At 71.6% G+C, this 26,617-nt stretch carries 23 protein-coding genes; 16 read left to right on the top strand and 7 right to left on the bottom strand.

The features are described from left to right. The first annotated feature begins 4 nt into the window (after positions 1-4). The 7 genes from ACZ4TG_RS04920 to ACZ4TG_RS04950 all read left to right on the top strand — a co-directional run bounded on the left by ACZ4TG_RS04920 (position 5) and on the right by ACZ4TG_RS04950 (position 8,093). Positions 5-658: an SCO family protein gene (locus ACZ4TG_RS04920; protein ID WP_468159920.1), complete on the top strand. Its 654-nt coding sequence runs from the start codon at positions 5-7 to the stop codon at positions 656-658. Next, positions 655-1,146 (top strand): copper chaperone PCu(A)C, encoded by a 492-nt coding sequence (locus ACZ4TG_RS04925; protein ID WP_468159921.1) that lies wholly within the window; start codon positions 655-657, stop codon positions 1,144-1,146. Before ACZ4TG_RS04920 ends, ACZ4TG_RS04925 begins: the two co-directional genes overlap by 4 nt. Positions 1,147-1,168: 22 nt before the next feature. Then, complete coding sequence (locus ACZ4TG_RS04930; RefSeq protein WP_468159922.1) at positions 1,169-3,208, top strand: copper resistance CopC/CopD family protein; 2,040 nt, start codon at positions 1,169-1,171, stop codon at positions 3,206-3,208. Beyond that, positions 3,133-4,500, top strand: coding sequence for an iron uptake transporter deferrochelatase/peroxidase subunit (efeB, locus tag ACZ4TG_RS04935; RefSeq protein WP_468159923.1), 1,368 nt, complete (start codon positions 3,133-3,135; stop codon positions 4,498-4,500). The genes ACZ4TG_RS04930 and efeB overlap by 76 nt, the downstream gene beginning before the upstream one ends. Before the next feature lie 43 nt (positions 4,501-4,543). After that, positions 4,544-5,479: a prephenate dehydratase gene (gene pheA / locus ACZ4TG_RS04940; RefSeq protein ID WP_468159924.1), complete on the top strand. Its 936-nt coding sequence runs from the start codon at positions 4,544-4,546 to the stop codon at positions 5,477-5,479. Positions 5,480-6,006: 527 nt separating this feature from the next. Then, complete coding sequence (gene serS / locus ACZ4TG_RS04945) at positions 6,007-7,284, top strand: serine--tRNA ligase (RefSeq protein WP_468159925.1); 1,278 nt, start codon at positions 6,007-6,009, stop codon at positions 7,282-7,284. Further along, positions 7,281-8,093, top strand: a complete 813-nt coding sequence (locus tag ACZ4TG_RS04950) for an HAD family hydrolase (RefSeq protein WP_468159926.1) — start codon at positions 7,281-7,283, stop codon at positions 8,091-8,093. The genes serS and ACZ4TG_RS04950 overlap by 4 nt, the downstream gene beginning before the upstream one ends. A gap of 133 nt (positions 8,094-8,226) precedes the next feature. Here ACZ4TG_RS04950 and ACZ4TG_RS04955 read toward each other — a convergent pair whose 3' ends face one another. Next, positions 8,227-8,784 carry a hypothetical protein gene (locus ACZ4TG_RS04955; protein WP_468159927.1) on the bottom strand — a complete coding sequence of 186 codons (558 nt, stop codon included), beginning with the start codon at positions 8,782-8,784 and terminating at the stop codon, positions 8,227-8,229. Positions 8,785-8,946: 162 nt separating this feature from the next. Here ACZ4TG_RS04955 and ACZ4TG_RS04960 point away from each other — a divergent pair, with 162 nt between their 5' ends. Further along, entirely contained in the window at positions 8,947-9,936 is a 990-nt protein-coding gene (locus ACZ4TG_RS04960) for a sensor histidine kinase (RefSeq protein WP_468159928.1), read from the top strand. A 10-nt stretch (positions 9,937-9,946) separates the two neighbouring features. Next, positions 9,947-10,600 carry a response regulator gene (locus ACZ4TG_RS04965; protein WP_468159929.1) on the top strand — a complete coding sequence of 218 codons (654 nt, stop codon included), beginning with the start codon at positions 9,947-9,949 and terminating at the stop codon, positions 10,598-10,600. On the opposite strand, the gene ACZ4TG_RS04970 is transcribed toward ACZ4TG_RS04965, so the two are convergent. The 5 genes from ACZ4TG_RS04970 to ACZ4TG_RS04990 all read right to left on the bottom strand — a co-directional run bounded on the left by ACZ4TG_RS04970 (position 10,597) and on the right by ACZ4TG_RS04990 (position 14,924). Then, a complete protein-coding gene (locus ACZ4TG_RS04970; RefSeq protein ID WP_468159930.1) occupies positions 10,597-11,259 on the bottom strand; it encodes a rhomboid-like protein in 663 nt (220 codons plus the stop codon). The two genes, ACZ4TG_RS04965 and ACZ4TG_RS04970, sit on opposite strands and share 4 nt — an antisense overlap. 84 nt (positions 11,260-11,343) lie before the next feature. After that, positions 11,344-12,063, bottom strand: a complete 720-nt coding sequence (locus ACZ4TG_RS04975) for an ABC transporter permease (protein WP_468159931.1) — start codon at positions 12,061-12,063, stop codon at positions 11,344-11,346. Positions 12,064-12,077: 14 nt separating this feature from the next. Next, entirely contained in the window at positions 12,078-12,989 is a 912-nt protein-coding gene (locus ACZ4TG_RS04980; protein ID WP_468159932.1) for an ABC transporter ATP-binding protein, read from the bottom strand. Continuing rightward, positions 12,986-13,873: an ABC transporter permease subunit gene (locus ACZ4TG_RS04985; protein ID WP_468159933.1), complete on the bottom strand. Its 888-nt coding sequence runs from the start codon at positions 13,871-13,873 to the stop codon at positions 12,986-12,988. The genes ACZ4TG_RS04980 and ACZ4TG_RS04985 overlap by 4 nt, the downstream gene beginning before the upstream one ends. After that, the gene (locus ACZ4TG_RS04990; protein ID WP_468159934.1) at positions 13,863-14,924 is read right to left on the bottom strand and encodes an ABC transporter ATP-binding protein; all 1,062 of its coding nucleotides are present in this window, start codon (positions 14,922-14,924) and stop codon (positions 13,863-13,865) included. The genes ACZ4TG_RS04985 and ACZ4TG_RS04990 overlap by 11 nt, the downstream gene beginning before the upstream one ends. A gap of 216 nt (positions 14,925-15,140) precedes the next feature. On the opposite strand from ACZ4TG_RS04990, the gene ACZ4TG_RS04995 reads away from it, so the two are divergent. From ACZ4TG_RS04995 to ACZ4TG_RS05010, 4 genes are all read left to right on the top strand, one after another. Beyond that, positions 15,141-16,025: a M24 family metallopeptidase gene (locus ACZ4TG_RS04995; RefSeq protein ID WP_468159935.1), complete on the top strand. Its 885-nt coding sequence runs from the start codon at positions 15,141-15,143 to the stop codon at positions 16,023-16,025. After that, complete coding sequence (locus tag ACZ4TG_RS05000) at positions 16,022-17,806, top strand: SDR family oxidoreductase (protein WP_468159936.1); 1,785 nt, start codon at positions 16,022-16,024, stop codon at positions 17,804-17,806. The genes ACZ4TG_RS04995 and ACZ4TG_RS05000 overlap by 4 nt, the downstream gene beginning before the upstream one ends. A 65-nt stretch (positions 17,807-17,871) precedes the next feature. After that, the gene (locus tag ACZ4TG_RS05005; RefSeq protein WP_468160425.1) at positions 17,872-18,756 is read left to right on the top strand and encodes a metal-dependent hydrolase; all 885 of its coding nucleotides are present in this window, start codon (positions 17,872-17,874) and stop codon (positions 18,754-18,756) included. A 10-nt stretch (positions 18,757-18,766) separates the two neighbouring features. After that, positions 18,767-19,681 carry a MerR family transcriptional regulator gene (locus tag ACZ4TG_RS05010; RefSeq protein ID WP_468159937.1) on the top strand — a complete coding sequence of 305 codons (915 nt, stop codon included), beginning with the start codon at positions 18,767-18,769 and terminating at the stop codon, positions 19,679-19,681. Positions 19,682-19,785: 104 nt separating this feature from the next. Here the strand turns inward: ACZ4TG_RS05010 and ACZ4TG_RS05015 are convergent, their stop codons facing one another. Further along, a complete protein-coding gene (locus tag ACZ4TG_RS05015) occupies positions 19,786-20,622 on the bottom strand; it encodes an aquaporin (RefSeq protein ID WP_468159938.1) in 837 nt (278 codons plus the stop codon). A gap of 133 nt (positions 20,623-20,755) precedes the next feature. On the opposite strand from ACZ4TG_RS05015, the gene ACZ4TG_RS05020 reads away from it, so the two are divergent. The 3 genes from ACZ4TG_RS05020 (at position 20,756) to ACZ4TG_RS05030 (ending at position 26,420) form a co-directional block, all read left to right on the top strand. Continuing rightward, positions 20,756-21,295 (top strand): RNA 2'-phosphotransferase, encoded by a 540-nt coding sequence (locus ACZ4TG_RS05020; RefSeq protein ID WP_468159939.1) that lies wholly within the window; start codon positions 20,756-20,758, stop codon positions 21,293-21,295. A 155-nt stretch (positions 21,296-21,450) separates the two neighbouring features. Then, positions 21,451-23,316: an HSP90 family protein gene (locus ACZ4TG_RS05025; protein WP_468159940.1), complete on the top strand. Its 1,866-nt coding sequence runs from the start codon at positions 21,451-21,453 to the stop codon at positions 23,314-23,316. Beyond that, a complete protein-coding gene (locus ACZ4TG_RS05030; RefSeq protein WP_468159941.1) occupies positions 23,313-26,420 on the top strand; it encodes a tetratricopeptide repeat protein in 3,108 nt (1,035 codons plus the stop codon). Before ACZ4TG_RS05025 ends, ACZ4TG_RS05030 begins: the two co-directional genes overlap by 4 nt. The last annotated feature ends 197 nt before the right edge of the window (positions 26,421-26,617 follow it).

The following is a 26,617-nucleotide window of genomic DNA, read 5'->3' on the forward strand; positions in this document are numbered from 1 at the left end:
CCCCATGCGCACCACTCGTGTGACGGTCGCCGCGCTCCTCGCGGCGGCCGCCCTCACCCTCACCGCCTGCGGCGGTGAGACCGCCACGACCGGCGGCTCGGTCAAGCAGATCAGCGGCCAGACCAAGACCGGAGCGGCGACGCTCCTCGACCGCCCCTTCGACAAGCCGGAGCTCGTCCTCACGGACACCACCGGCAAGCCGTGGAACCTGCGCGAGCAGACCAAGGGCAAGCCGACTCTCATCTACTTCGGCTACACCAACTGCCCCGACGTGTGCCCGCTGACGATGAGCAACATCGCCGTCGCCCGCAAGGCACTCCCGAAGGCGGACCAGGACAAGCTCCGGGTCGTCTTCGTCACGACCGACCCCGAACGGGACACTCCCGACTCCCTCGGCGCGTGGCTCAAGGCCCAGGACCCGTCCTTCGTCGGACTGACCGGGGACTTCGCCACCATCCAGGCCGCCGCACGCTCTCTCGGCATCGGTATCGAGGCCGCCACGAAGGAGGCCGACGGCGGCGTCGTCTCCATGCACGGCGCCCAGGTCATCGCGTTCTCGCCCAAGACCGACGAGGGCTACGTCCTCTACGGCGAGGGCACCACCGTCGATGACTACACCAAGGACCTGCCGAAGCTCGTCAAGGGAGAGAACCCGTGAACGCCCGCACCACCCGCACCCTCGCCGCCGCCCTCTCCCTGACGGCAGCGCTCGCCATATCCGGCTGTTCCTCGGACTCCGACGCCGGTGCGAAGGGCGAGGGCGCCAAGCCGAAGATGACCGTCAGCGGCGCCTTCATGCCCGAGCCCGTCAACGACAAGATGGCCGGCGCGTTCATGGTCATCAAGAACGACTCGAAGACCGCGGACAAGCTCACCGCGGTCACCAGCCCGCTCTCCGACGATCTCCAGATCCACGAGACCAAGGATCAGAAGATGCAGCAGGTCACGTCCATGGACGTGCCCGCGAACGGCGAGCTGAGCCTGGAGCGCGGCGGCAGCCACGTCATGTTCATGGGGCTCAAGAACCTGCCCAAGGTCGGCGACAAGGTCACCGTCGAGCTGCGCTTCGAAAAGGCCGATCCCGTCAAGGTCGAGCTGGACGTGAAGGAACGGACCTACAACGCACAGAACTCCAACGCCCACTGACGGACCGAGGAACTGACACGCCATGACGGCCACCGCCCCCGCCCCATCCCCGGCCCGCGACCGCATCCCGGCATTCCTGCCGCGGCTCGCGCTGGTCCTCGCAGCCCTGCTGGCAACGCTGTTCACCGCGGCCGCACCGGCCTCGGCGCACGCCGCACTCACCGCGAGCGACCCCAAGGACGGGGCGGTGGTCGCCACGGCACCCGCCCAGGTCACCCTCTCCTTCTCGGAGCAGGTCGCCATGGGCGACGACTCCATCCGCGTGATGGACCCGCAGGGCAAGCGCGTGGACACCGGTGAACTGCGCGACATGTGCAGCGGATCCACCGTCCGCTACGGCACCGCCCTGCACTCCGGCCTGCCCAACGGCACCTACACCGTGGCCTGGCAGGCCGTCTCCGCCGACAGCCACCCCATCTCCGGCGCCTTCACCTTCTCCGTCGGCGCCCCGTCGGCCACCAACGTCGCCCTACCCACGCAGCAGGCCGGCGGCGGGCCCGTCGGTGTCGCGTACGGCATCGCCCGGTACGCCGCCTACGCCGGCTTCACCGTGCTCGTCGGTGGCGCCGCCTTCATCCTGCTGTGCTGGCGGCGGGGATCCGCCGAGCGGCCCCTGCAGAAGCTGGTGCTGCGCGGCTGGGTCACCCTGACCGCCGCCACGCTGGCGATGCTGGTGCTGCGCACCCCGTACACCGGCTCCGGGAAGTTCGCCGACGTCTTCGACCTGGACGGGCTCCAGGCCGTCCTGGAGACCAAGACCGGTGCCTCCCTCGTGTCCCGGCTGCTGCTGCTCGGCGCCGCAGCCCTCTTCATCGCCGTGCTGTTCGGTGCGTACGCGCGCCGGCAGAAGGCCTCGGGGGAAGGGACCGGGTCCGCGCTGCCGGAGGACGGGGCGGACCGGCCGGAGGACGGGCCCGACCGGCCGGAGGACGGGGACACCGCCCATGACCGCAAGGACAGCAGCGACCTCGCCTTCGGGCTCGGCGTCGGCGGAGCCGTCGTGGCCTGCGGTATCGCCGCCACCTGGGCCCTGTCGGAGCACGCCTCCACCGGGATCCAGCCCGGGATCGCGATGCCGGTCGACATCCTGCACCTGATGGCCGTCGCCACCTGGCTCGGCGGTCTCGCCGCGCTGCTGGTCGCCCTCCAAAAGGTGCCCGACATCGAACGCGAGGCCGTCCGGCGTTTCTCCAAGGTCGCCTTCATCAGCGTCCTGGTGCTCACCGTCACCGGCGTCTACCAGTCCTGGCGCCAGCTCGGCAGCTGGTCCGCCCTCACCGGCACCAGCTACGGGCAGCTCCTCCTGATCAAGGTCGGCCTGGTGGCCGTCCTCGTCGGCATCGCCTACCTCTCCCGCGGCTGGACCGCCCGGCTCGCCGACCAGCGGGCCGGGGAAGGGGCCGAGGCGGATGCGGTAGCCGATGTTTCACGTGAAACATCGGCGGATGTTTCACGTGAAACAGAGCGGGAGACCGTCCCGGCCGACCCCAAGCGCGCCGCCCAGCTCGCCCGCCAGCGCGCCGCCCGCGAGAACGCGCTCGCGAAGCAGGTGCGGGACGCCGACCCGGGCCGCGCGGGTCTGCGCCGTTCCGTCCTCGCCGAGGCGGGTGTGGCCGTGCTGCTGCTGGCCGTCACCACCGTGCTGACCAGCACCGAGCCCGGCCGCGCGGCCGAGCAGGAAACCGGCCGCGGCGGTTCGGCCGCCACCGCCGTCCCCAACCGCGCCGTGAAGATCACGCTGCCCTACGACACCGGCGGCCAGAACGGCAAGGGCACCGTCCGGCTGGAGCTGGACCCCGGCCGGGTCGGAGCGAACACCCTGCACCTCTGGGCCGACGGCCCCGACGGCCAGCCCGTCGACCTCCCGGAGGTCAAGATCGCCTTCACCCTCCCGGCCAAGGACATCGGCCCGCTGCCGCTCGTCCCGGACCGGGCCACTGCCGGACACTGGTCCGCGTCCGGAGTCCAGCTGCCCCTCGCGGGCGAATGGCGCATCGACGTGACCGTTCGTACCTCCGACATCGACCAGACGACCGTCCAGAAGAACGTGAAGATCGGCTGACCAGCGTGACCGAGAGCAGCGAGAAGAACCCCGACATCGAGATCTCCCGGCGACGGCTGCTGGGCACGGTCGGCGCCGCGGGCGCCGCCGGGCTCGCGCTCGGAGCCACCGGCGGCGCTCTCGCGCACTCGGCGCTGTCGGATTCCCCGGGGGCCGGAGCCGGCGGTGCCCCGGGGACCCTCGCGTCGCTCGGTGCCACCCAGGTGCCCTTCCACGGGGACCACCAGGCGGGGATCACGACCCCGCTCCAGGCCAAGGGCCATGTGCTGGCCTTCGACCTGGCCCCCGGCGCCGGCCGCACGGAGGCCGCCGCTCTCATGCGCCGCTGGTCGGAGACCGCCCGGCGGCTGATGGCGGGCGAGACCGCCCCGACCGCGGACAGCGGGATCGCCCTCGACGCCGGGCCGTCCTCCCTTACCGTCACCTTCGGCTTCGGCCACTCCTTCTTCGAACGCACCGGTCTCACCGCCCGGCGCCCCGGCGCCCTCGATCCGCTGCCGGACTTCTCCTCCGACCGGCTCGACCCCCAGCGGAGCAACGGCGACCTCTGGGTCCAGATCGGCTCGGACGACGGACTGGTCGCCTTCCACGCGCTGCGCGCCCTCCAGAAGGACGCCGGGGAGGCCGCCCGCATCCGCTGGCAGATGAACGGCTTCAACCGGTCCCCCGGAGCGACGGCCGCCCCGATGACCGCGCGCAACCTGATGGGCCAGGTCGACGGCACCGGAAACCCGAAGCCCGCGGACGCCGACTTCGACAAGCGGATCTTCGTCCCGGCGGCGGGACCGGGGCCCGCCGAGCACGCCTGGATGGCCGGGGGCTCGTACGCCGTCGTCCGCCGGATCCGCATGCTGCTCGACGACTGGGACAAGCAGTCCACGGCCCAGCAGGAACAGGTCATCGGCCGTACGAAGGCCACCGGGGCGCCCCTGACCGGCGGCACCGAGACCACGAAACTGGACCTCGCCAAGCTCGGCGCGGACGGCAAGCAGGTCATCCCGTCCAACGCCCACGCCCGGATCTCGGCGCCCGAGCAGAACGGCGGGGCCGCCATGCTGCGGCGCCCCTTCTCCTTCCACGACGGGATCGGCGCGGACGGCACACCCGATGCCGGACTGCTCTTCATCTGCTGGCAGGCCGACCCGCTGCGCGGCTTCGTCCCCGTCCAGCGCAAGCTCGACCGCGGTGACGCCCTGTCCGAGTTCATCCGGCACGAGTCCAGCGGGCTGTACGCCGTCCCGCCCGGTCCGCGCGCCGGGGAGTACGTCGGGCAACGGCTGCTCGAAGGGTGAACGGGCCCGTCGGAGGCAGGCCCTCCGGCATTAGGCTGATCGCATGTCGGCCACCCGTTTCACCTATCTCGGTCCCGAGGGCACGTTCACGGAAGCAGCCCTCCGCACCCTTCCGGAAGCCGCCACCCGGGAGCTCGTCCCGATGGTGTCGGTCCCGGCCGCCCTGGACGCCGTTCGGGGCGGTGAGGCCGCCGCCGCGCTGGTGCCGATCGAGAACTCGGTGGAGGGCGGGGTCACCGCCACCCTCGACGAGCTGGCCTCCGGCGAACCCCTGATGATCTACCGCGAAGTGCTGCTGCCCATCGCGTTCGCTCTGCTCGTGCGGCCCGGGACGAAGCTGTCGGACGTCAAGACCGTCACCGGGCACCCGGTGGCGCAGCCGCAGGTCCGCAACTGGCTGCGGGCGAACCTCCCCGACGCGCTGTGGGAGTCGGCCGCCTCCAACGCCGACGGCGCCCGGCTGGTGCAGGAAGGCCGTTTCGACGCCGCCTTCGCGGGCGAGTTCGCGGCGGCCACCTACGGGCTGGAGCCGCTGGTCACCGAGATCCACGACGCGGAGAACGCCGAGACCCGGTTCGTGCTCGTCGGGCGCCCCGCCCGGCCGGCCGCCCCGACCGGCGCCGACAAGACCTCCGTCGTGCTGTGGCTCGGCGACGACCACCCGGGTGCGCTGCTGGAGCTGCTCCAGGAGTTCGCCGTCCGCGGGGTGAACCTGATGCTGATCCAGTCCCGGCCGACCGGCGAGGGCATCGGCAACTACTGCTTCGCCGTGGACGCCGAGGGCCACATCTCGGACCGCCGGGTCAGCGAGGCCCTGATGGGGCTGAAGCGCACCTGTCCCCAGGTCCGCTTCCTCGGCTCGTACCCCCGGGCGGGTGTCGCTCTGGGTGACGTGCGGGCCTCGCGGCCGGGAACCTCCGACGGTGACTTCACGGCCGCTTCCGACTGGCTGGCGCGCTGCCTCGACGGTCGCGCGTAGGGCTTCGTCCACTGTCCACAGAGTTATCCACAGGGCGAGATGGGGACCTGGGGACAAGTCGACAGAGCGGCGCGACAAGGTCGACAAATCGGTCGGGCGGCCCAGGTTTCGCGCTGGGGAGCGGAAGGTGAACGGCGTCACCCCCGCATCACCGATCAACTCTTTGGGGCGAGCCATTCCCACCCGAATGAGTGTGTGAGGGTGGTTTGAACCCTGATTCGCCCCGGCCGCCCGCCGGTCCCGAATGATCTATTCCGGTGTCCACAGATGCGGCACACAGCCTGTGGATAAGACGCTCTCGCAGGGAATCCCTGTGGACAAGGAACGGCTCCCGGCCCAGTTCAGGGCCCGGCCGGCCCTCGGCGTTGTGCCCCATTTCGGGGAATGGGGCGGCTTTTATTGACCCTCCGGTAAGGGTCGGATCACGCCAGCGGACAAGAGTTTTACATTCGCGGCAATTGGGACATAGCGACACGCAGCGTGATATCGGTGTGATGCCAGGAACCCCAGCCCGGTAGCCTGGAGGGGTGATTGACCTCCGGCTGCTCCGTGAAGACCCTGACCGTGTCCGCGCCTCGCAGCGCGCCCGTGGAGAGGACGTCGGGCTTGTCGACGCACTGCTCTCCGCCGACGAGCGCCGCAGGTCCTCCGGCATGCGCTTCGACGAACTGCGCAATGAGCAGAAGTCGCTCGGCAAGCTCATTCCCAAGGCCTCTCCGGAGGAGCGGGCGGAGCTTCTGACCAGGGCCGAACAGCTCAAGCAGGACGTCAAGGCCGCCGAGGCCGAACAGAACGAGGCCGACGAGGCCGCCAAGAAGCTGCTGCTCCAGCTCGGCAACATCGTCCACACCGATGTCCCGGTCGGCGGCGAGGAGGATTTCACCGTCCTCGAAACGCACGGTGTCATCCGCGACTTCGCGGCCGAGGGCTTCGAGCCCAAGGACCACCTGGAACTCGGCGAATCGCTGGGCGCCATCGACGTCGAGCGCGGCGCCAAGGTGTCGGGCTCGCGCTTCTACTACCTCACCGGCGTGGGCGCCCTGCTGGAGCTCGCCCTCGTCAACGCGGCGATCGCGCAGGCCACCGAGGCCGGCTTCATCCCGATGCTGACCCCCGCGCTGGTCCGCCCGCGCGCCATGGAGGGCACCGGCTTCCTCGGCCAGGCCGCGGAGAACGTCTACCACCTGGAGAAGGACGACTACTACCTGGTCGGCACCTCCGAGGTCCCGCTCGCCGCGTACCACATGGACGAGATCATCGACGCCGACAAGCTGCCGCTGCGGTACGCCGGCTTCTCGCCGTGCTTCCGCCGCGAGGCCGGTACGTACGGCAAGGACACCCGCGGCATCTTCCGCGTCCACCAGTTCGACAAGGTCGAGATGTTCTCGTACGTCGCGCCTGAGGAGGCCGAGGCCGAGCACCAGCGCCTCCTGGAGTGGGAGAAGCAGTGGCTGACCAGCCTCGAGCTGCCGTTCCAGGTGATCGACGTCGCCACGGGTGACCTGGGCTCCTCCGCCTCGCGCAAGTTCGACTGCGAGGCCTGGATCCCGACCCAGGGCAAGTACCGCGAGCTGACCTCCGCCTCGAACTGCGACGGCTTCCAGGCCCGCCGCCTGTCGATCCGCTACCGCGACGGCAAGAAGACCCAGCCGCTGTCCACGCTGAACGGCACCCTGTGCGCCGTACCGCGCACGATCGTCGCCATCCTGGAGAACCACCAGCAGCCCGACGGTTCGGTGCGGGTGCCCCAGGTACTCCGTCCGTACCTGGGCGGTCGTGAGGTCCTGGAGCCGATCACCAAGTGAGCCCGGCCCCGTTCCCGTACAAGCTCGTCGCGACGGACCTCGACGGCACGCTGCTGCGTGACGACGACACCGTCTCGGAGCGCACCCGTGAAGCGCTCACCGCGGCCACCGCGGCGGGCGCCGCTCACATCATCGTCACCGGCCGGGCCGTGCCCTGGACCCGCCACGTGCTCGACGACCTCGGCTACAAGGGGATCGCCGTGTGCGGGCAGGGCGCGCAGGTCTACGACGCGGGTGCGCACCGGCTGCTCACCTCGGTGACGCTGGACCGGCAGCTGGCCGGTCTGGCGCTGTCGAAGATCGAGGCCGAGGTGGGTCCGCTGGCCATCGCGGCCAGCCGGGACGGGGTGGACGGCGAGGTGCTGTTCGGGCCCGGCTACCAGGTGCAGGAGGGCCTTCCGGCCATATACCTGGAGGACACCGCGGCCGTGTGGACCGCGCCTTTGAACAAGCTGTACATCCAGCACCCGGGGCTGGACGACGACGAGCTGGTCAAGGCGGCGCGGGAGACCGTGGGCAGCCTGGTGGACATCGTGATGGCGGGTCCGGGCGTGGTGGAGATCCTCCCGCTGGGCCTGAGCAAGGCGACGGGCCTGTCGCTGGCCGCGCGCCGGCTGGGCGTGAAGGCCGCGGAGACCATCGCCTTCGGCGACATGCCCAACGACATCCCGATGTTCGGCTGGTCGGCGCACGGTGTGGCGATGGCCAATGCCCATCCGGAGCTGAAGGCCGTGGCCGACGAGGTGACGACCTCCAACCAGGAGGACGGCATCGCGGTGGTGCTGGAGCGTCTGCTGGGCGCCGCGTAATACGACGTACGAGAGGTCCGGGACAGCCCGCGCCGCAAGGCGCGCTCGAAGTGGCTGTCCCGGACCTTTTGTTGCTCCCCGCACCTCTCACTGTGCCCCGGGCGCACGGCCCGTACCAGCGAATTTCCGCCGGTCAGCCGTGGATACGGCGGCGGCGCCAGTAGGCGGCGGTCACGACCGCGAGGAGCGGGCCCCACAGGAGCAGCGGGGCGTAGCAGAAGGTCATGACCCACCAGCCCGCCCCCGTGGGTGCTCCCGGCACCGCCATGGCGGTGCTCCAGTGGAAGGCGCCACCGATGGTGACGTAGGTGACGGCGGCGGCCCCGAGGGCGGCGGGCACGATCGCCACCAGGGGCGGGATCCGGCGGCCGCGAAGCCGGGGGATCCAGCTCGGCACCACCTCGCCCCAGCGCTGTACGAGGCCGAGGGTCAGCAGGCCGAGGCCTTCGGCGAAGAGGCTGAGGGCCACCAGGTAGAAGGACCACCTGCCGGGGAAGAGTTCGGCTTCCAGTCCGCTGCCGGCTCCCCAGCCGACGGGGATGCCGACCGCCATCACCAGCCTCCACAGGCCGCTGGGGAGGAGGGTCAGGGCCGCGGCGTGGGCGGCCCGGCGGATCGGGCGGCTGACGGCAGGGCCGACGGAAACGGCGGGAGCAAGAGGAGCAGCGGGAGCAGCGGTGAGGGCGGTCATCGTCCAAGTCCTTTTCGGAGGGCGGTTGGTGATGCCTCAAAGCCTGGTCCGGGGGACGCTTGCGAACCATCCGCCGATCGGCAGGCCGGTGAGGTGGCGGGCGAGCCCCTCTCTGCCGAACGGGAGATGTCCCGTCGCGCGGGCGGCTCGTAGGGTCGGGGCGTGACCGTGAAACCGAGCGCGCTGTTCGCCCCCGCCCTGTCCGTGGCGAGCCTGCTGTCCCTGCTGGGGTCGGCCCTGGGCCTGCCCAACTCCTGGACGCTGGCGGAGATGGCGGTGCTCCTGCCGCTGCTGTCCCTGGTGGCCCGCTGGTCCCCGGTCCGCTCCGGCACCCTCGCGGGCGCTTTGGGCGTGGCGGCGGTGGCCCTGTGGCCGGTCCCGCTGGTGTGGGCGGACGGGTCGTGGATGGAGATCGGCGGGGTGGTGGCCTTCTGGGCGGCGCCGGCCCTCGCCGCGGTGGCCGTCGGCGGCTACCTGCGCCGTCAGACGGGCCGGATGCGGCAGGCCGTACGGGACGCGAGGCGCGACCAGCAGTTGGAACTGGCCTGTGATCTCCACGACTTCGTCGCACACGACGTGAGCGCGATCGTGGTGCAGGCCCAGGCGGCCCGGTTCGTGGCCGCGCAGGATCCCGGTCAGGCCATCCGCGCGCTGGAGCGGATCGAGGCGGCGGGGCTGAGCGCGCTGGAGTCGCTGGACCGTACGGTGCACGCGCTGCGGGAGGCGGCGGGCGGACCGACCGCTCCGGTGCCGGGGCTCGCCGAACTCCCGGCGGTCGTGGAGCGGTTCGAGGGCGGGACACTGGAAGCCGATGCTGAGGCGGTACGGGAACTGTCGCGGGAGGCGGACACCACGGCGTACCGGGTGGCCGTGGAAGCCCTGACGAACGTACGCCGGCACGCGCCGGGGGCCGGCGGGGTGCGGGTGGCCGTACGCCGGGCGGATGGCGGCGTGGAGCTCAGCGTGGCCAACTCCGCCGCACCCCGGGGTACCGGCGGGCTGCTGCCCCGGTGGCGGCGGAGCGGGACCGGGCTGGCCGGGCTCCGCGGGCGGGTGGAGGCGGCCGGCGGGACGCTGTCGGCGGGGCCGGAGCCGGACGGCGGGTGGCGGGTTCGCGCGGTCTTCCAGGCACAGGGGCACCCGCTCGGGTGATCATGGCGGCGTGACCACACGCATCCTGATAGCCGACGACCAAGAGGACATCCGCAGCGGCTTCCGGCTGATCCTCGATTCGCAGCCGGACATGACCGTGGTGGGGGAGGCGGCGGACGGCGAGAGCGCGGTCGCGCTCGCCCGCGAGCTGCGGCCGGACGTGGTGCTCGCGGACATCCGGATGCCACGGCTGGACGGCCTGGAGGTGACCCGGCTGCTGGCGCCGGTCACCCGGGTGGTCGTGGTGACCACCTTCGACCTGGACGAGTACGTGCACACCGCGCTGCGCAACGGCGCCTGCGGTTTCCTGCTGAAGCGGTCCGGGCCGGCGCTGCTGATCGAGGGGGTGCGGGCCGCGATGGCCGGGGACACCCTCATCAGTCCGCAGATCACGGTGCGGCTGCTGAGCCGGCTTTCCGAGGCGGGTCCGGCCGCGCCGCGGACATCGTCCGGGCCTCATCCGCTGACCGGCCGGGAGCTGGACATCGTGCGGCTGGTGGCGCGCGGGCTCACCAACGCGGAGATCGGCGCGGAGCTGTTCATCACCGCGGGCACGGCGAAGACGCACATCGCGAACGTCCAGGCGAAGCTCGGGGCGCGCAACCGGGTGGGGATCGCCGCATGGGCGTGGGAGCACGGGGTGGTCGCGGCTGAGGAGCGTTAGCCACGTTTCACGTGAAACGTCGGTCGTGTTTCACGTGAAACAACGTGCCGGGTGAGCGGCCAGGCGAGCAGTCCGACGGAGAGCGCGATGGCGTGGCCGAGGTCCGTGAAGGTCGCGTCGGTGAAGAGGGGGACACCGAAGAAGGCGAGCACGCCGGCGAGGTAGACCCATCTCCAGGGGCTGGGGAGCCGGTAGGTGAGGACTCCGATGGAGGCCGCGAGCCCGTAGCTGACGCCGATGTCCACGACGTAGGTCATGCTGCGCGGGGCCCGGTGGTCCTGGATGGCCATCAGGAGGACCTTCTGGCTGGCGAGGGTGGCGACGATATGGGCCGTCGCCACGATCAGGAGCCAGCGAAGGGTCCCGAGCCACCGTTCGACGGGGGCGTGGAAGACCTCGAAGAGCACGGCGTAGAGGGCGAGCGAGGCCGGGTTCTCGATCCAGAAGGCGCTGCTGAGGAGCGCCCGCACGGGGTATTTGACGAGCTGGTGGATGTTGCTGCTGTTGCGGTGGAGCAGGATGTGCTCGACCCGGTCGGGCGCGATCACGACGATGAGGCTCGTGATGGCGATGATCAGCAGCCAGATGTGCGTACCGGGCGCTGAGCGTATCCAGGACCACAGCGGCCTGGAGGGCTCGGGCTCCGGGTGCGGCATCATGCACCGATGATGCCGCGCGAAACTGTGCCCCGCCTGGCCGGTGGGCCGGGCGGGGCACGGTACGCGCAGTCGTAGCGGCGGGGCCTACTCCTCGCCCGCCAGGGTGAGGCGGCGCAGCTTCTGGCTCGCGTAGAGGGTGGCGCCGACGGTGACCACGACGAGCAGGACCGCGGCGGTCGGCAGGCCCACGGTGGCGTCGACGTATCCCTCCCCGGCGACCTTCTCGGCCAGGGACAGCGACCACTGCTGGACGCTGAGGGTCTTCGCACCGGAGACCAGGCTGCCGAAGAGCGACTCCCAGATCAGGGCGTAGACCAGGCCGAAGACCACGGCGTGCCTGCTGACGGTGCCCAGCAGCAGGAACAGCGCGCTGTAGGCGATCGAGGCGACGAGTGCGGCGACGGTGTAGGCGACGGCGATCTGCTGGCCGTTGCCGTTGAGGATGAAGCCGGCGATCAGGGTGGGGATCGCGGAGAACACCATGGTGACGGCGATCGCGACGATCAGCTTGGTCATGATGATCGTCGGGCGCTTCACGGGCTTGGAGAGCAGGTAGACGATCGAGCCGTCGTCGATCTCGGGGCCGATGGCGCCGGTGCCGGCGATGACGCCGATCAGCGGGACCATCGTCGCGAGGGCGAACCCGCCGAGCAGGTCGGCGGCGACCTTGTCGTCCAGGCCGGTGAAGGCGCGGACGGCGATCGAGATGACGATCAGCAGGGCGGGCAGCGCGAAGAGGATCAGCGCGCGGCGGCGGCCGAGCAGAGCCCGGTAGGTGAGCCGGGCGACGGTGGGGTTGTACATGTGTGCCAGCTCCTTCAGGCCGCGACGAGGTAGGAGAAGACCGACTCGAGGGACTCGTCGGAGGGCGAGACCGTCAGCAGCCGGATGCCGTGCGCGCGGGCGACCCGCGGCAGCAGCTCGGTGAAGCGCCCGAAGTCGACGGCCTGGATGCGCAGGGCGCCTTCCTTCAGGTCGACCTCGATACCGGCGGTGGACGGGTCGGCGATCAGGGCCGCGGCAAGGGCCCGGTCGTCGGAGGAGCGGATGAGGTAGCGGTGCGGGCGGTCCGTCATCAGGCGGCGGATCTTGCGGAAGTCGCCGGAGGCGGCGTGCCGGCCGGCGACGACCACCTCGATGTGGGAGGCGAGCTGTTCGACCTCTTCCAGGATGTGGGAGGAGAACAGCACGGTGCGGCCCTCGTCGCCCATCCGTCGCAGCAGGTCCATGAGCTGCATGCGCTGGCGCGGGTCCATGCCGTTGAACGGCTCGTCGAGGAGCAGTACGGACGGTTCGTGGACGAGGGCGGAGGCCATCTTCACGCGCTGGCGCATGCCCTTGGAGTAGGTGGCGATCTTGCGGTCCTGGGCGTACTCCATCTCGACGGTGGCCAGGGCTCGCTGGGCCGCCGCGTCGTCGAGCCCGTGCAGTTCGGCGTTGGCCACGACGAACTCGCGGCCGGTGAGGAAGTCGTACATGGCCTCGCGCTCGGGCACGACGCCGATCTGCTTGTAGACCTGCTCGTTGCGCCAGATCGGCGTCCCGTCGATGGTGACCGTGCCGGTGGAGGGGGCCAGGAAGCCGCCCATCATGTTGATGAGGGTGGACTTGCCGGCGCCGTTGGGGCCGAGGAGGCCGGTGACGCCCGGGCCGATGCTCATGGTCACGTCGTTGACGGCGACGACGTTGCCGAACCAGCGGGAGGTGTGGTCGATGTCGATGATGGTCACAGCCCGGCCTTCCGGTAGCGGGCCATCAGGGCGGCGTAGGAGCCGGCGATGAGGCCGAGGGCGACGAGCAGGTAGACGAAGCCGATGCCGGCCGTGGGGCCTTCGCCGCCGGGGAACGCGGAGGTCCCGCCGAGGAAGGCGGTCTGGATGCCGTCGATCAGGCTGATCGGGGAGAACAGGCCGAGCCAGTCGATGGCACCGGTGGACCCGGTGCTGTAGGCGATGCCCTGCACGGCGGTCACGGCGCCGTACGGGATCAGCAGTACCGCGATGATCGCGGCGACGCCGAACCCGCGGCGCGGGGTGAGCGCGGCCATGATCAGGCCGAGGCCGGCGAAGAGCAGCGAGAGCAGCAGTACGGACACCAGTCCCTGCCCGAATCCCTTGGTCTGGTCCCCGAAGTCGAACTTCGCCAGCAGTGAGCCGACGTACATGATCAGCAACGGGGTGGCGGTGAGGATGAAGAGCGCCGAGGCCATGGCCGCGAACTTGGCCACGACGTAGTCCACGCGCTCGATGGGCCGCGAGAAATAGAGCGGCACGGTCTTGAAGCGCAGGTCCCGGGAGACCGACTGCGGCGCCTGCGAAGCGAGGTACAGGCCGATGATCACCTGGGTGGTCAGGGCGTAGGTCGTGTACTTGATCGGCAGGTCCGTGGAGCCGGGGACGGCGATGGCGACCGCGACGAGGATCAGTGCGGGGACGCACATCACCGCGAACAGGAGCATCGGCAGCACCTTGGACTTGGCCGAGCGGCCGAGCCCGTACGCGCCGCGCAGGGACTGCGAGAACAGCGACTTGCGGGCGTAGGCGCGGCCGAGGCGGGGGCCGTCGTAGGACCGGTAGCCGATGTTGTGGATCTGGGTCGAGGTGTCAGGCGCCATCGGAACCGGCTCCCTTCTGCTGGATGGGCTGCGCGGACAGGAGGGGCTGCGCGGGCGGTACCGGCTGGGCGGAGGTGAGGGGCGGCGCGGACGGGACGGGCTGCGCCGACCGGTCGTTGTCGCGGAAGACCTCCGCGATGTGGTGGCGGCGCTGTTCCATGCGGACCAGGCCGAGCCCGAGGTCGGCGACCGTGTCGCGGACCGTGTCGTACGTCTCCTCGCCGGCGGCCTCGACGAGGAGGATGTGGCCGGCTCCCGGCAGACCCTGCTCCTCGGCGGCGTGGAGGACGATGCCCGCCTCGCCGAGCGCCTTGCGCAGGGCGGCGGTGCCGTCCGGGTGCGCGTCGGAGTCGGTGACCTCGACCGCGAGGGTCGCGGTGCTCTGCATGAAGTCGCTGGTGGAACTGGAGCGCAGCAGCTTGCCGCCGTCGACGACCACGACGTGGTCGCAGGTCCGCTCCAGCTCACCGAGGAGGTGGGAGGTGACGAGGACCGAGATCCCGAAGTCGGTGTGGATCCGGCGGATCAGGCCGAGCATCTCATCGCGGCCGACCGGGTCGAGACCGTTGGTGGGTTCGTCCAGCAGGACCAGCTGGGGGTCGTGGACGAGCGCCTGCGCCAGCTTGACGCGCTGCTTCATGCCCGTGGAGTAGCCGCCGATGGGCCGGTAGCGCTCCTCGTACAGGCCCACGTGGCGCAGGGTGTCGGCGGTCCGCTCGCGAGCGGCCGTCGGCGGCAGCCCGGACATGCGCGCCATGTGGACGACGAACTCGGTGGCCGAGACGTCGGGAGGCAGGCAGTCGTGTTCGGGCATGTAGCCGACGCGTTCACGGATGGCGCTGCCATGCGTGGAGACGTCGAGCCCGAGCACCGCGGCACGGCCCTCGGTGGCGGGGGACAGTCCGAGCAGAATCTTGATCAGCGTGGACTTGCCGGCTCCGTTGGCGCCCACGAGCCCGGTCACGCCGGGCCCGATGTCCAGGGAGAGCCGGTCGAGGGCGGTCACTCGGGGATACCGCTTGCTCAGGCTTTCGGTCGCGATGACAGTCACGGGTTCGACGTTAGTGGCGCGAGCCACGCGGATCGTCAGACCTGGAGCCGGATCCCGTATCAGTCTTGAGGACTACACGCCCCGACAAAAGGGTGATGTGACCCGGACAAGATTGTCCACAGGTCCGTGCACGGCCCTTGACGTGATCTCCAGTCATTGTCACATTCATCAGTGTCAAGTTACGGGCGCGTACGGCTACACGGACGGACGGCTGGCATGGCTGGGGACACCAAGCAACGCACGACGCAACGCTCCGCACTCACCGGAGCCGCCGGGTTCACCGCCGAACTGCGCGGCTTCCGGGAGGTCCAGCGCCTCGCCTACGAGTGCGCGGAGACGGTGGCGGCACAGCTGCGCCCCGGCGTGACCGAGCGCGAGGCGGCCCGGATGCAGCGGGAGTGGCTGCGCGAGCGGGGGGTGCGGGACTGGTTCCACATGCCCTTCGCCTGGTTCGGCGACCGCACCGCCTTCGTGAACTTCAAGATCCCCCTGCAGTTCTTCCCGACGAACCGGAAGCTGGAGCCGGGGATGCCGTTCATCCTCGACATGGCCCCGGTCCACAAGGGCTACGCGGCCGACATCGGCTACTCGGGCAGCCTCGGTCTCAATCCGGTCCAGGACCGCCTGATGTCCGACCTACGGCCCCACCGCGATCTGATCCTGGAGCAGGTGCGCGAGCGCCGCTCCCTGCGCGAGATCTACGAGAACGTCGAGCGGCTGATGACCCGGCAGGGGTACGCGAACCGGCACCGGGCCTACCCCTTCGGCGTCATCGCCCACAAAATAGACAAGGTCAAGGAGCGGCGCTGGTCACCGACCGCGTTCGGGTTCGGCACCCAGTCCCTCAAGGGGCTGGCGAGCGACGCCCTGCACGGACACCGTGAGGGCTGGTCCCCGCTGTGGAGCCCGTACCACTTCTCCGACCACGTGCCGCAGCCCGGCCTGTGGGCGGTGGAGCCGCACCTGGGGTTCCGGGGCACCGGCGCGAAGTTCGAGGAGATCCTGGTCGTCACCGACTCCCGGGACCCCGAGGAGAGCGCCTTCTGGCTGGACGACGATCTGCCGCACGTGCGGCGCTGGGCCGAGGAGAAGGCGGTATGAGCGGCGTGACCGGTACGGGTGGTCTGGCAGGCGCGCGCGAGCGCTGGGTGAGCACCGGCGGGATAGAGCTGTGCGTCGTCGAGCTCGGCGACGCGGACCGGCCGACCGTGGTGCTGGTGCACGGCTATCCGGACAGCAAGGAGGTCTGGTCCGAGGTCGCCGAGCGGCTGGCGGAGCACTTCCATGTCGTGCTGTACGACGTGCGGGGCCACGGCCGCTCCTCGGCTCCCGTCCCGCTGCGCGGCGGTTTCACCCTGGAGAAGCTCACCGACGACTTCCTGGCCGTGGCGGACGCGGTCAGCCCGGACCGCCCGGTGCACCTGGTCGGCCACGACTGGGGCTCCGTACAGGGGTGGGAGTTCGCGACGGTCGCCCGTACCGAGGGCCGCATCGCCTCCTTCACCTCCATGTCGGGGCCCTCCCTCGACCACTTCGGGCACTGGATCAAGAAGCGGGTGGCGCGGCCCACCCCGCGCCGGGCCGCACAGCTGCTGAACCAGGGCGCGAAGTCCTGGTACGTCTACATGCTGCACACGCCCGTACTGCCGGAGCTGGCCTGGCGCGGCCCGCTCGGCAAGCAGTGGCCCAAGATCCTCCAGCGGCTGGAGAAGGTCCCGGCCAACGGCTACCCGACTGCTTCGCTGCCCTCGGACGCGGCGCACGGGGCCTGGCTCTACCGCGACAACGTACGGGCCCGCATGCGCCGGCCGCGCGCCGACGCGTACGCGCACGTCCCGGTGCAGCTGATCACCCCGACCGGCGACGCGTTCCTGTCCGAGCGGCTCTACGACGAGCTGGAGCTGTGGGCCCCGGACCTGGTCCGGCGCACCCTGCCCGCGAAGCACTGGGTGCCCCGGACCCGGCCCGACCAACTCGCGGCGTGGATCACCGAGTTCGTCACCTCCCGGGAGGATCCGGCGACACGCGCCCCGGAGCACAAGGCCCCGGGGAAGTACGCCGACCGGTTCGGCGGCCAGCTGGTGCTGGTCACCGGTGCCGCCAGCGGCATCGGGCGGGCCACCGCCTTCGCCTTCGCGGAGGCCGGCGCCCGGGTGGTGTGCGTGGACCGGGACGCCGAGGGCGCGGCGCGGACCGCCGACATGGCCCGCCTCGTCGGCGCCCCGCAGGCGTGGGGCGAGTGCGTGGACGTCAGTGACGAGCAGGCGATGGAGAAGCTCGGGGCGAAGGTGGCCGCCGAGTACGGAATCGTGGACGTCCTCGTCAACAACGCCGGGATCGGGCTCTCCGGAGCCTTCCTGGACACGACCGCCGAGGACTGGAAGAAGGTCCTCGACGTCAACCTCTGGGGCGTCATCCACGGCTGCCGGATCTTCGGGAAGCAGATGGCCGACCGGGGCCAGGGCGGCCACATCGTCAACACCGCCTCCGCCGCCGCCTACCTGCCCTCCAGGACCCTGCCCGCGTACAGCACCTCGAAGGCCGCCGTGCTGATGCTCTCGGAGTGCCTGCGCGCGGAACTCGCGTCGAAGTCGATCGGCGTCTCGGCGATCTGCCCGGGCATCGTCAACACCAACATCACCGCCACCTCCCGGTTCGCCGGGGTGGACGAGACCGAGGAGAAGCGCCGCCAGGAGCGCTCCTCGCGGCTCTACGGGCTGCGCAACTTCCCGCCGGAGAAGGTCGCGGACGCCATCCTGCTGGCCGTGGTCAAGAACCAGGCAGTGGTGCCGGTGACGCCCGAGTCCAAGGGCGCCCTGTGGATGTCCCGGTTCGCGCCGCGCGCCCTGCGGCGGATCGCGAAACTGGAGCCCAAGCTGTGAGCGGGCCGGCGGAGTCGGATGGCAGGGGACCGGCGGGGGCCCGCCCGCCGGGGACCCCGTACGCCATCGGCCCGCGCCGGGTCGCCTTCGACTGGCACACCACGCCGCTGCACTGGATACCCGGCGAGCCCACCGCCACCCATGTGATCAACGTGCTGCATCTGCTGCTGCCGGCCGGGGAGCGGTGGTTCGTGAAGGTCTTCAGAGAGGGCCTGCCGCTGGTCACCGACCCTGAGCTGCGGCGGGAGGTCAAGGGGTTCATGGGCCAGGAGGCCACGCACAGCGTGCAGCACTCCTACGTGCTCGACCACCTCGCGCGCCAGCAGCTGCCGACCGGGGCCTACACGAAGTACGTGGACTTCCTCTTCGAGAAGCTGCTGGGGGAGACCCCTCCGCTCGGGGCGCCGGTCAACGCGCAGGAGTGGCTGCGCTTCCGGCTGTCGCTGATCGCCGCGATCGAACAGTTCACGGCGGTCCTCGGGGACTGGGTGCTGCGGGCCGAGGGACTCGACCGGGCCGGCGCGGACGAGATCATGCTGGACCTGTTGCGCTGGCACGGCGCGGAGGAGGTGGAGCACCGCTCCGTCGCCTTCGACATGTACCAGCACTGCGGGGGCTCGGGTCTGCCGCGCTACGCACGCCGCATCGAGGGCATGGTCGTGGTGGCCCCGGTGCTGGCATGGCTGTGGGTGTGGGGGGCCTCGTACCTCATACGCAACGACCCCCGGCTGGGCGGCCGGCTGCGCTATTCGCTCCGCGAGCACAACCGGGCCGTGGCCAAGGGACTGCTGCCGACGTGGAGAGAGCTCGGCACGGCCATACCCCGCTACCTGCGGCGGTCGTACCATCCCTCGCAGGAGGGCTCGCTGCGCAAGGCGGTCGAGTACCTGGCGGCGTCACCTGCCGCCCGGGCCGCGGCGGGCGCGGTCGGCCGAGCCGCCATGTCGTAGGGAGCCGGGATTGTCCGATCAGGCGCTAGCCGAGTACCGGATCGAGGATCTGGCGCACCACAGCGGCGCGACGGTACGCACGATCCGCGCGTACCAGGACCGCGGTCTGCTGCCGAAGCCGGAGCGGCGGGGCCGTTCCAACGTCTACCGGGACACGCATCTGGCACGGTTGCGCCAGATCGCGGACCTGCTGGACCGGGGCTACACCCTCGCCTCCATCAAGGAGCTGCTGGAGGCCTGGGACGCCGGGCGCGGGCTGGGCGGCGTACTCGGCCTGGTCGCCGAGGTGCACGGGCCGTGGACCGACGAGGAGGCGGCCCGGATCAGCCGGGCCGACCTCAACGAGCGGTTCGGCGGCCGGCCGGACGACGACGCGGTGAGCGAGGCGTGCGAGCTCGGGGTGCTGGAGCGGATCCCCGGCCGCCCCGACGAGTTCCTCGTGCCTTCCCCGCAGGAGCTGGCGGTGGCCGCGGAGCTGTACGCGGCCGGGGTGCCGCTGGCGGCGATCACCGGGCATCTGCGCGAGCTGCGCGGGCAGGTGGAGCACATCGCCTCGCGCTTCCTGGAGTTCACCACCGAGCACGTCTTCGCCCGCTATCTGGGGCACGTGCCGCCGACGGACACCGACGCGGCGGAAGCGGCGGCGATGGTACGCAGACTGCGGCCACTGGCGCAGCAGACGGTGGATGCCGAGCTGGCGCGGGCGATGCGGCTGTTCGCGACCCGGCACCTCCAGCAGCACCTGGGCGCCGCCGGGGCGGCACAGCCTTCGGGGCCGACGCCCGTGGCGCTGCCGGCCGGGACCGTACGGGCGGTGCAGGAGCTCGTGGGTCCCGACCATGTGGCGGAGTTCGTCCGGGCCGCGACGGAGCGGGAGCTGCAGGCCCGGACGATGAACGAACTGGCCAGCCGGGGCGGCCGGTAGTACTCGATCAGTAGTCCACAGGGCGAATCACGCACTTGTCTGCGAAACCGACCCAAACGGCTGTGGACAAGTCGGGTTTTCCTGTGGGCAAACCTGTGCACATCTCAAACAGTGGCCCCGAGCACGGTGTTGGGGAGGGGTATATCGGCCACCGAGGGCTCCGCCTCGGTGGCCGCGGCGCCGGCTGCGCGCCGGGGCTCGCGCCCGGCGCCGGGACCGCCCCGCCCGGTGGCGCTGTCGGTCGCACTGTCGGCCGTGCGCCCGGTGCCGTAGAGCAGTCCGGCGAGGACGAGGCCGAGGACCCCGCCGAGCAGCTGCGCGGCGACGAAACCGGGCAGCGACTGCGGGGCGATGCCCGTGAAGGAGTCGCTGAATGCGCGCCCGACGGTACCGGCCGGGTTGGCGAAGGAGCCCGAGGAGGTGAACCAGATCGCGGCGGCGATGTACGCGGCGACCGCGCCCGGGATGAGCCTCGGCCGGCCGATCCTGCCGAGGCCCTGGATGACGAGGACCAGCCCGGCGGTGGCGACGATCTCCCCGATCAGCAGGTGGCCGCCCCCGCGGATCTGGGTGGCGAAGGTTCCCGGGGTGCGTCCGAACATGGCCTCGGCGAGGACGGCGCCGCCGATGGCCCCGGCCGTCTGGGCGGCGGCGTAGACGAGCGCCTCCCGGCCCCCGAGCCCCTCGCCGCCGCTGCGCCGGGCCCACCAGGAGGTGAAGGTGACCACCGGGTTGAGGTGGGCCCCGGACAGCGGTCCGAAGAGGGTGATGATCAGGCCGAGGCCGATGGCGGAGGCGAGCGAGTTGGCGACAAGAGCGACACCGGTGTCACGGCTGAGGGCCGCGGCCTGAATCCCTGAGCCGATCACCACCACGAGCAGGCCCGCTGTGCCGACGAGCTCGGCGGCGGCACGGCGCGGCAGCGACGCATCGATTGTCATCTTTTCTCCCCCTGGGCAGCAGTTCAGCGGAAAATGTATTCCGTATCTTGGAAACGCGATAGAGGGGGTCCCGGTTCGAGGGAGCGGCCAAAAATCGCTGCCGGGAGCACCTCCGACCCGGCACCCTGGGGCAATGGACGACAGACGCACCGTGAAGGTGTCCAAATACGTCTCGAAACACCTGCGGCATCAGCCGGAACGGATCGGACTGGTGCTCGACCCACAGGGCTGGGTGGAGATCGACGACCTGCTGAGCGCGGCCGCGCGCCACGGATTCCCCATCAGCCGGGCGGAGCTCGACCACGTCGTCGCCACCAACGACAAGCGGCGCTTCGCCGTCGACGGCACCCGCATCCGGGCCAGCCAGGGCCACACGGTCGCGGTGGATCTGGACCTGCCGGAGGCCGAGCCTCCCGCGTACCTGTACCACGGCACCGTCGCCGCGGCCCTGGACGCGATCCGCGCCGAGGGGCTGCGCCCGATGGCCCGCCACCACGTCCACCTGTCCCCCGACCGGGAGACCGCGACCCGGGTCGGCGCACGGCGCGGCCGGCCGGTCGTGCTCAGCGTGGACGCGGGGGCCATGCGCGCAGCCGGGCACGTGTTCCGGATCAGCGCCAACGGGGTGTGGCTGGTGGACACGGTGCCGCCGCGGTTCCTGCGCTTCCAGTAGGACCGCGGTTCCAGCCGTTCCCGTATACGCGGGAGCGACGGAATTCACGGGGAGATTGTCAGATCATCCCCCTACCCTGTTGCCATTCCGGGATCGGTGAGGGGGGCACCTCGCGATCGCCGAACCATCCATGCGAGTCCGTGAGGTGACGCCCCATGACGTCCACAAGTCCGTCCGAACCGGCAACGAACAGCTTCCAGGTCGACCTGCGCGGTCTCGTCGACCTGCTCTCCCACCACCTCTACTCCAGCCCGCGCGTCTACGTCCGCGAGCTGCTCCAGAACGCCGTCGACGCCGTCACCGCCAGGCAGGCGCACGAGCCCGGCGCGGAGGTCCGCATCCGCCTCTCCGCATCGGCCGGCCGCGTCACCATCGAGGACTCCGGCATCGGCCTGACCGCCGCGGAGGCCCACTCCCTCCTCGCCACCATCGGCCGCAGCTCCAAGCGCGGCGGCGACGGCGGCATCGAGGCACGCGGCCTGGAGACCACCCGCCAGGAATTCCTCGGACAGTTCGGCATCGGCCTGCTGGCCTGCTTCGTCGTGGCCCGGCAGATCCGGGTCGTCACCCGGTCCGCCCGCGACCCCCAGGCCGCCCCCGTCGAGTGGCTGGCCACGGACGACGGCTCCTACACCGTGCGCGAACTCCCCCACGAGGCCCGCCCGGAGCCCGGCACCACCGTCCACCTGGAGGCCCGTCCGGGGGCCGAGGAGTGGACCGAGCCCGCCAGGGTCGAGCGCCTCGCCCGGGACTACGGCTCGCTGCTCCCCTACGGCATCACCTTCGACGACGGCGAGGGCGGCGAGCCCCGCCCGGTCACCGACCGGCCCGCCGTATGGGACCAATCCTTCCCCACCCCCGCCGCCCGCCGCGTCGCGCTCGCCGGGCACTGCGCGCAGCTCTTCGGCTTCGCCCCGCTCGACAGCATCGACCTCGACCTGCCGGTCGCCGGGGTGCGCGGAGTCGCGTACGTCCTCCCCGAGCCCACCAGCCCCGCCCACCGGGCCGGACACCGCGTCCACCTCAAGGGCATGCTGCTGACCGACCAGGCCGACAACCTGCTGCCGGAGTGGGCCTTCTTCGTCCGCGTGGTCCTCGACACCGACACCCTGCGGCCCACCGCCTCCCGCGAGAACCTGTACGACGACGAAACGCTGGCCGCGGTCCGGGAGGCACTCGGCGCCCGCATCCGGACCTGGCTCGCCGAGCTCGCCGCGAGCGAACCCGAGCGCCTGGCCGCCTTCCTCGGCGTCCACCACCTGGGCGTGAAGTCCCTCGCCCGGCACGACGCCGAGCTGCTCGGGCTGATGCTGCCCTGGCTGCCGTTCGAGACGAGCGACGGTTCGATGAGCCTGGAGGAGTTCGCGGCCGCGCACACCGACATCCACTTCACGCGCACCGTGGAGGAGTTCCGCCAGATCGCTCCGATCGCTGCGGCCCACGGCCTCGGCGTCATCAACGCCGGCTACACCTACGACGCGGACCTGCTCGCCCTGCTGCCCTCCGTACGGCCTGAGCTCAAGGTCACCGAACTGGACGCCGGAGCCGTCACCGAACGCCTCGACCCCGTACCGACCGGCGTCGAACTGGCCCTCGCCTCCTTCCTGTCCACGGCCCGCACCCGGCTGGAACCGCAGGGCTGCGACGTGGTGCTGCGCGCCTTCCAGCCCGTGGCCGTCCCCGCGCTCTACCTCGACGACCGGCAGGCACGCCAGGAGCGTGACCGGACCGCCGCCCTGGACAGCGCCGACTCGCTGTGGACGGGCATCCTCGGCGCCCTGCGCGGCTCGGCTCCGCGCGCCCGCCTGGTCCTCAACCACAACAACCCGCTGATCCGCCGCATCGCGGGCCTCCCCGACGCGACGCTGAGCGGTACCGCCATCGAATCGCTGTACGGACAGGCACTGCTGATGTCCCAGCGGCCGCTGCGGCCCGCCGACTCCACCCTGCTCAACCGGGCCTTCCTGGGGCTCCTCGAATGGGCCACCCACTCCACCGACGCTCAGGGGAGCGACAAGTGACCAACCTGACCCCGGAGCAGATCCGGCAGGCGCTGTACGAGAACCACGACCTCCCGCACGGCGCGGCACGCAACGCGCAGGCCGAGGCGCTGAGCGCGGCGGCCGAGGTCTCCGGCGACCCGGCGCTGTTCCGCCACGCGCTGGTCACCCTGATCGACGCCTACGAGTACAGCTCCGAACGCACCCGCATGATGGTCCCCTTCGCCCGCCTGCTCCAGGAGTACGACCGCGATCCGGGTGCCTTCGACGGCAGTGAGACCCACTCCCTCTTCTGGCGGTTCAAGTGGGTCTCCGGGCAGATCATCAACTCCCCCGAGATCCCCATCGCCTCGGCCGCCGGCTACCTCGACGACATGGAACGGCGCTACCGGCTCGCCGGGTACAGCGAGCGCGCCGTGCGCCAGTCCGAGTACTACCTGGCGGACGCCATCGGTGACGACGAACGGGCCGAGCGCGCCGTCGCCGCCTGGCAGGGCGCCGACCGCGACGCGATGAGCGACTGCCACGCCTGCGAGACGAACAGCCAGGGCGCGTTCTGGGTCACCAAGGGCGACGACGCCAAGGCGATCGAGATCTGGGAACCCGTGCTGTCGGGAAAGCAGACCTGCATGGAGGAGCCGCACCGGGTGCTCGCCCGGTCGCTGCTCCCCCTGCTCCGGCTGGGCCGGGCCGACGAGGCCCGCTCCCACCACCTGCGCGGCTACCGCATGGCCCGCGGCAACGAGAGCCTGCTGCGTTCCATCGGCCAGCACATCGAGTTCTGCGCCCTCACCGGCAACGAGGCACGCGGACTGGAGATCCTCTCCGAGCACAACGTGCACCTCAAGCCGCTCACGGACGTCAAGGCGCAGCTGGACTTCCACAGCGGGGTACTCGTCCTGCTCGGGCGGCTCGGCAAGCTCGGCCACGGCTCCGACATGGCCCTGCCGTACGAGGGATCCGCACGCTCCGTCGACGAGCTGTACGCCGTCCTGCACGCCGAATGCCTGGCCATCGCCCGGCGGTTCGACGCGCGCAACGGCAACACCCGCGTCTCGGAGCGGTTCCTCACCCGGGTCGGACGGGCCCCGCTGGTCGACGTGCTCCCCCTCGGGGTGCGCAGCTCGGCCCTGCCCCAGGCGGCTCCGGCGGCGGCAGCGCCCGTGGTGGCCGCACGGGTCGCCCCGGCGCCGGCGGGCCTCGGTGAGCTGGCGGAGCAGGCCCGCAGCGCCCGCGACCAGGGACACCCGGGGGCGGACGCGCTCTGGGCAGAGCTGGCCGTACGGGTGGCGGCGCTCCCGGAGCCGGAGGTTGACCCGCTGCTCGCGGCGGACATCGCCGACCACCGGGCGCTGTCGGCCGCACGGGCCGGAGCCGACGAAGCGGCCGGGCTGCTCGCGGCGGCCCGGGACCGCTACCGGGCGCTGGGGCAGGCGGAGCGCGCCGCGCTGGCGGAGCTGCGGCTGGCGAGCGTGGCCGCACAGGCCGGGGCCGAGCCGGGGGAGACCCGCAGGCTGCTCGCGGTCGCCGTCCGGGCGGCGGAGGCCCTGGACCCGGCCGATCCGGCACGGGCCCGCCGGATCGCGCTCGCCGAACTGGCCTCGATCCGCCTGGAGCCGTACCTGCGCTCGGTCGAGACCGCACACGAACACGAGGCCGGGTCCGGTCACGACACCGGGTCCGGGGCCGGTCACGACCACGAAAGCGGGTCCGGTCACGAGCACTCGCACGAGCAGAACCACGGTCACGAGGACCTGGCTTCCGAGCTCGCCTCCTTCATCGCCTCGTACGGGGAGACGCTGCCGGACGTGGCGGCGGAGGCCGAGGAGATGCTGGGCCGGGTGACCCTCTCCCAGGGCGACCCGGAGCAGGCCATGCCGCTGCTCGCGTCGTCCGCCGACCGGTCCGTCGCGGCGGGCCGTCCGTGGCAGGCGGTGGACGCGCTGGTCCTGCGGGCCGGGGTGCTGATGTCGCTGGGCCGGGCCGAGGAGGCGGAGGAAGCCGCCCGGTCGGGACTGGAGCACGCAGCCGAGGTGACCGGCGCCGAGGAGCAGGGCGTCGTACGGCTCACCCTGGCCGACATCCTGCTGCGTCGGCGCGACGGGGCGGAGCAGGCCGCCGAGCACGCTCTGACCGCCGCGCACTGGTTCGACCAGGCCGGGCAGAGCGCGGACGGCGGGGCGCAGGCGCGGCTGCTGCTGGCCCGTGCCTATGCCCGGGACAGCCGGTACGCCGACGCGGCGGAGGTGCTGCAGTCGACGCTGCCGGATCTGCTGGAGCACGGGGAGCAGCAGTCCGTGTTCGTCCGGGAGTTCCTGGGCGACCTGCTGCGTGAACTCCGGGACTGGCGGGCCTCGGCGGAGCAGTACCTGCTGGCGGCGGAGCTCACCAAGGGCTGGGAGGACCTTCGACCGCAGGCGAGCTTCGCGCAGTCGGCCGCCGACCAGCTCGCGGAGACGGAGCTGGTGCAGGAGGCGGTCGCGGCGTACGAACGGGCCCTGGAACTGCACCGCCAGGCGGGCGGATCCCCGGTCGCGGAGGTGCGGATCCTGCGGTCGCTGGCCTGGCTGGGACTGCGGGAACAGGTCGACGCCCCGGCGGTGGCTGCGGCGCGGTCCCTGATGGACGAGGCCGTCGCCGTGCTGGAGGCCGCGATCGAGGCCGGTTCGCAGGCCCCGGAGCTGCGCTCCGAACTCGCTCAGACCTGGCACCAGTTGGCCCAGGTGCTGGACCGGCAGGTCCAGTCACAGCAGTGGTCCGACGAGCGGGAGGGCCACGAGGACGGCGGTGCGGACGAGGAAGACCCGGATCCCGCTGCCGCAGCCGTCGGTACGGGCGGCCCCGACGCCCTCGGCGCGGCCGGGCTCGAGGCACTGCGGCGGGAGGAGATCCGGCTGTGGGAAGGGGCCGCCGCCCTGTACGCGGAACTCGGCCACGACCATCTGCAGGAGCGCTTCCAGTCCCTGAACAACGCCGCCTGGACCGAGCAGGAGCTGGGCCGGCCGGAAGCGGGCGTCGCCAGGATCACGGCCCTGATCGAGGAGCTCCGGGCGCTGCCCGAGGGCGTCGCCCCGGAGTGGATGCTGCCGAACGCGGAGCGGCTCGTCACGAACCTGATGAGCTGAGCGGGACGGGCTGACGCCACTCCCGAACACGCCACTCCCGAACACGCCACTCCCGAACAGGCCGCTCCCCAACACGCCACTGGCACAGCCACTGCCGTACGCCACTGCCCCCGCCGCTTCATCGCGGCGGGGGCAGTCAGTGGCCGGCGTAGACGGCGGCGAGTCGCGGCAGGACTTGGCCGCCAGCCGCGGGGCCG

The sequence above is a fragment of the Streptomyces sp. NPDC028314 genome (assembly GCF_055565795.1).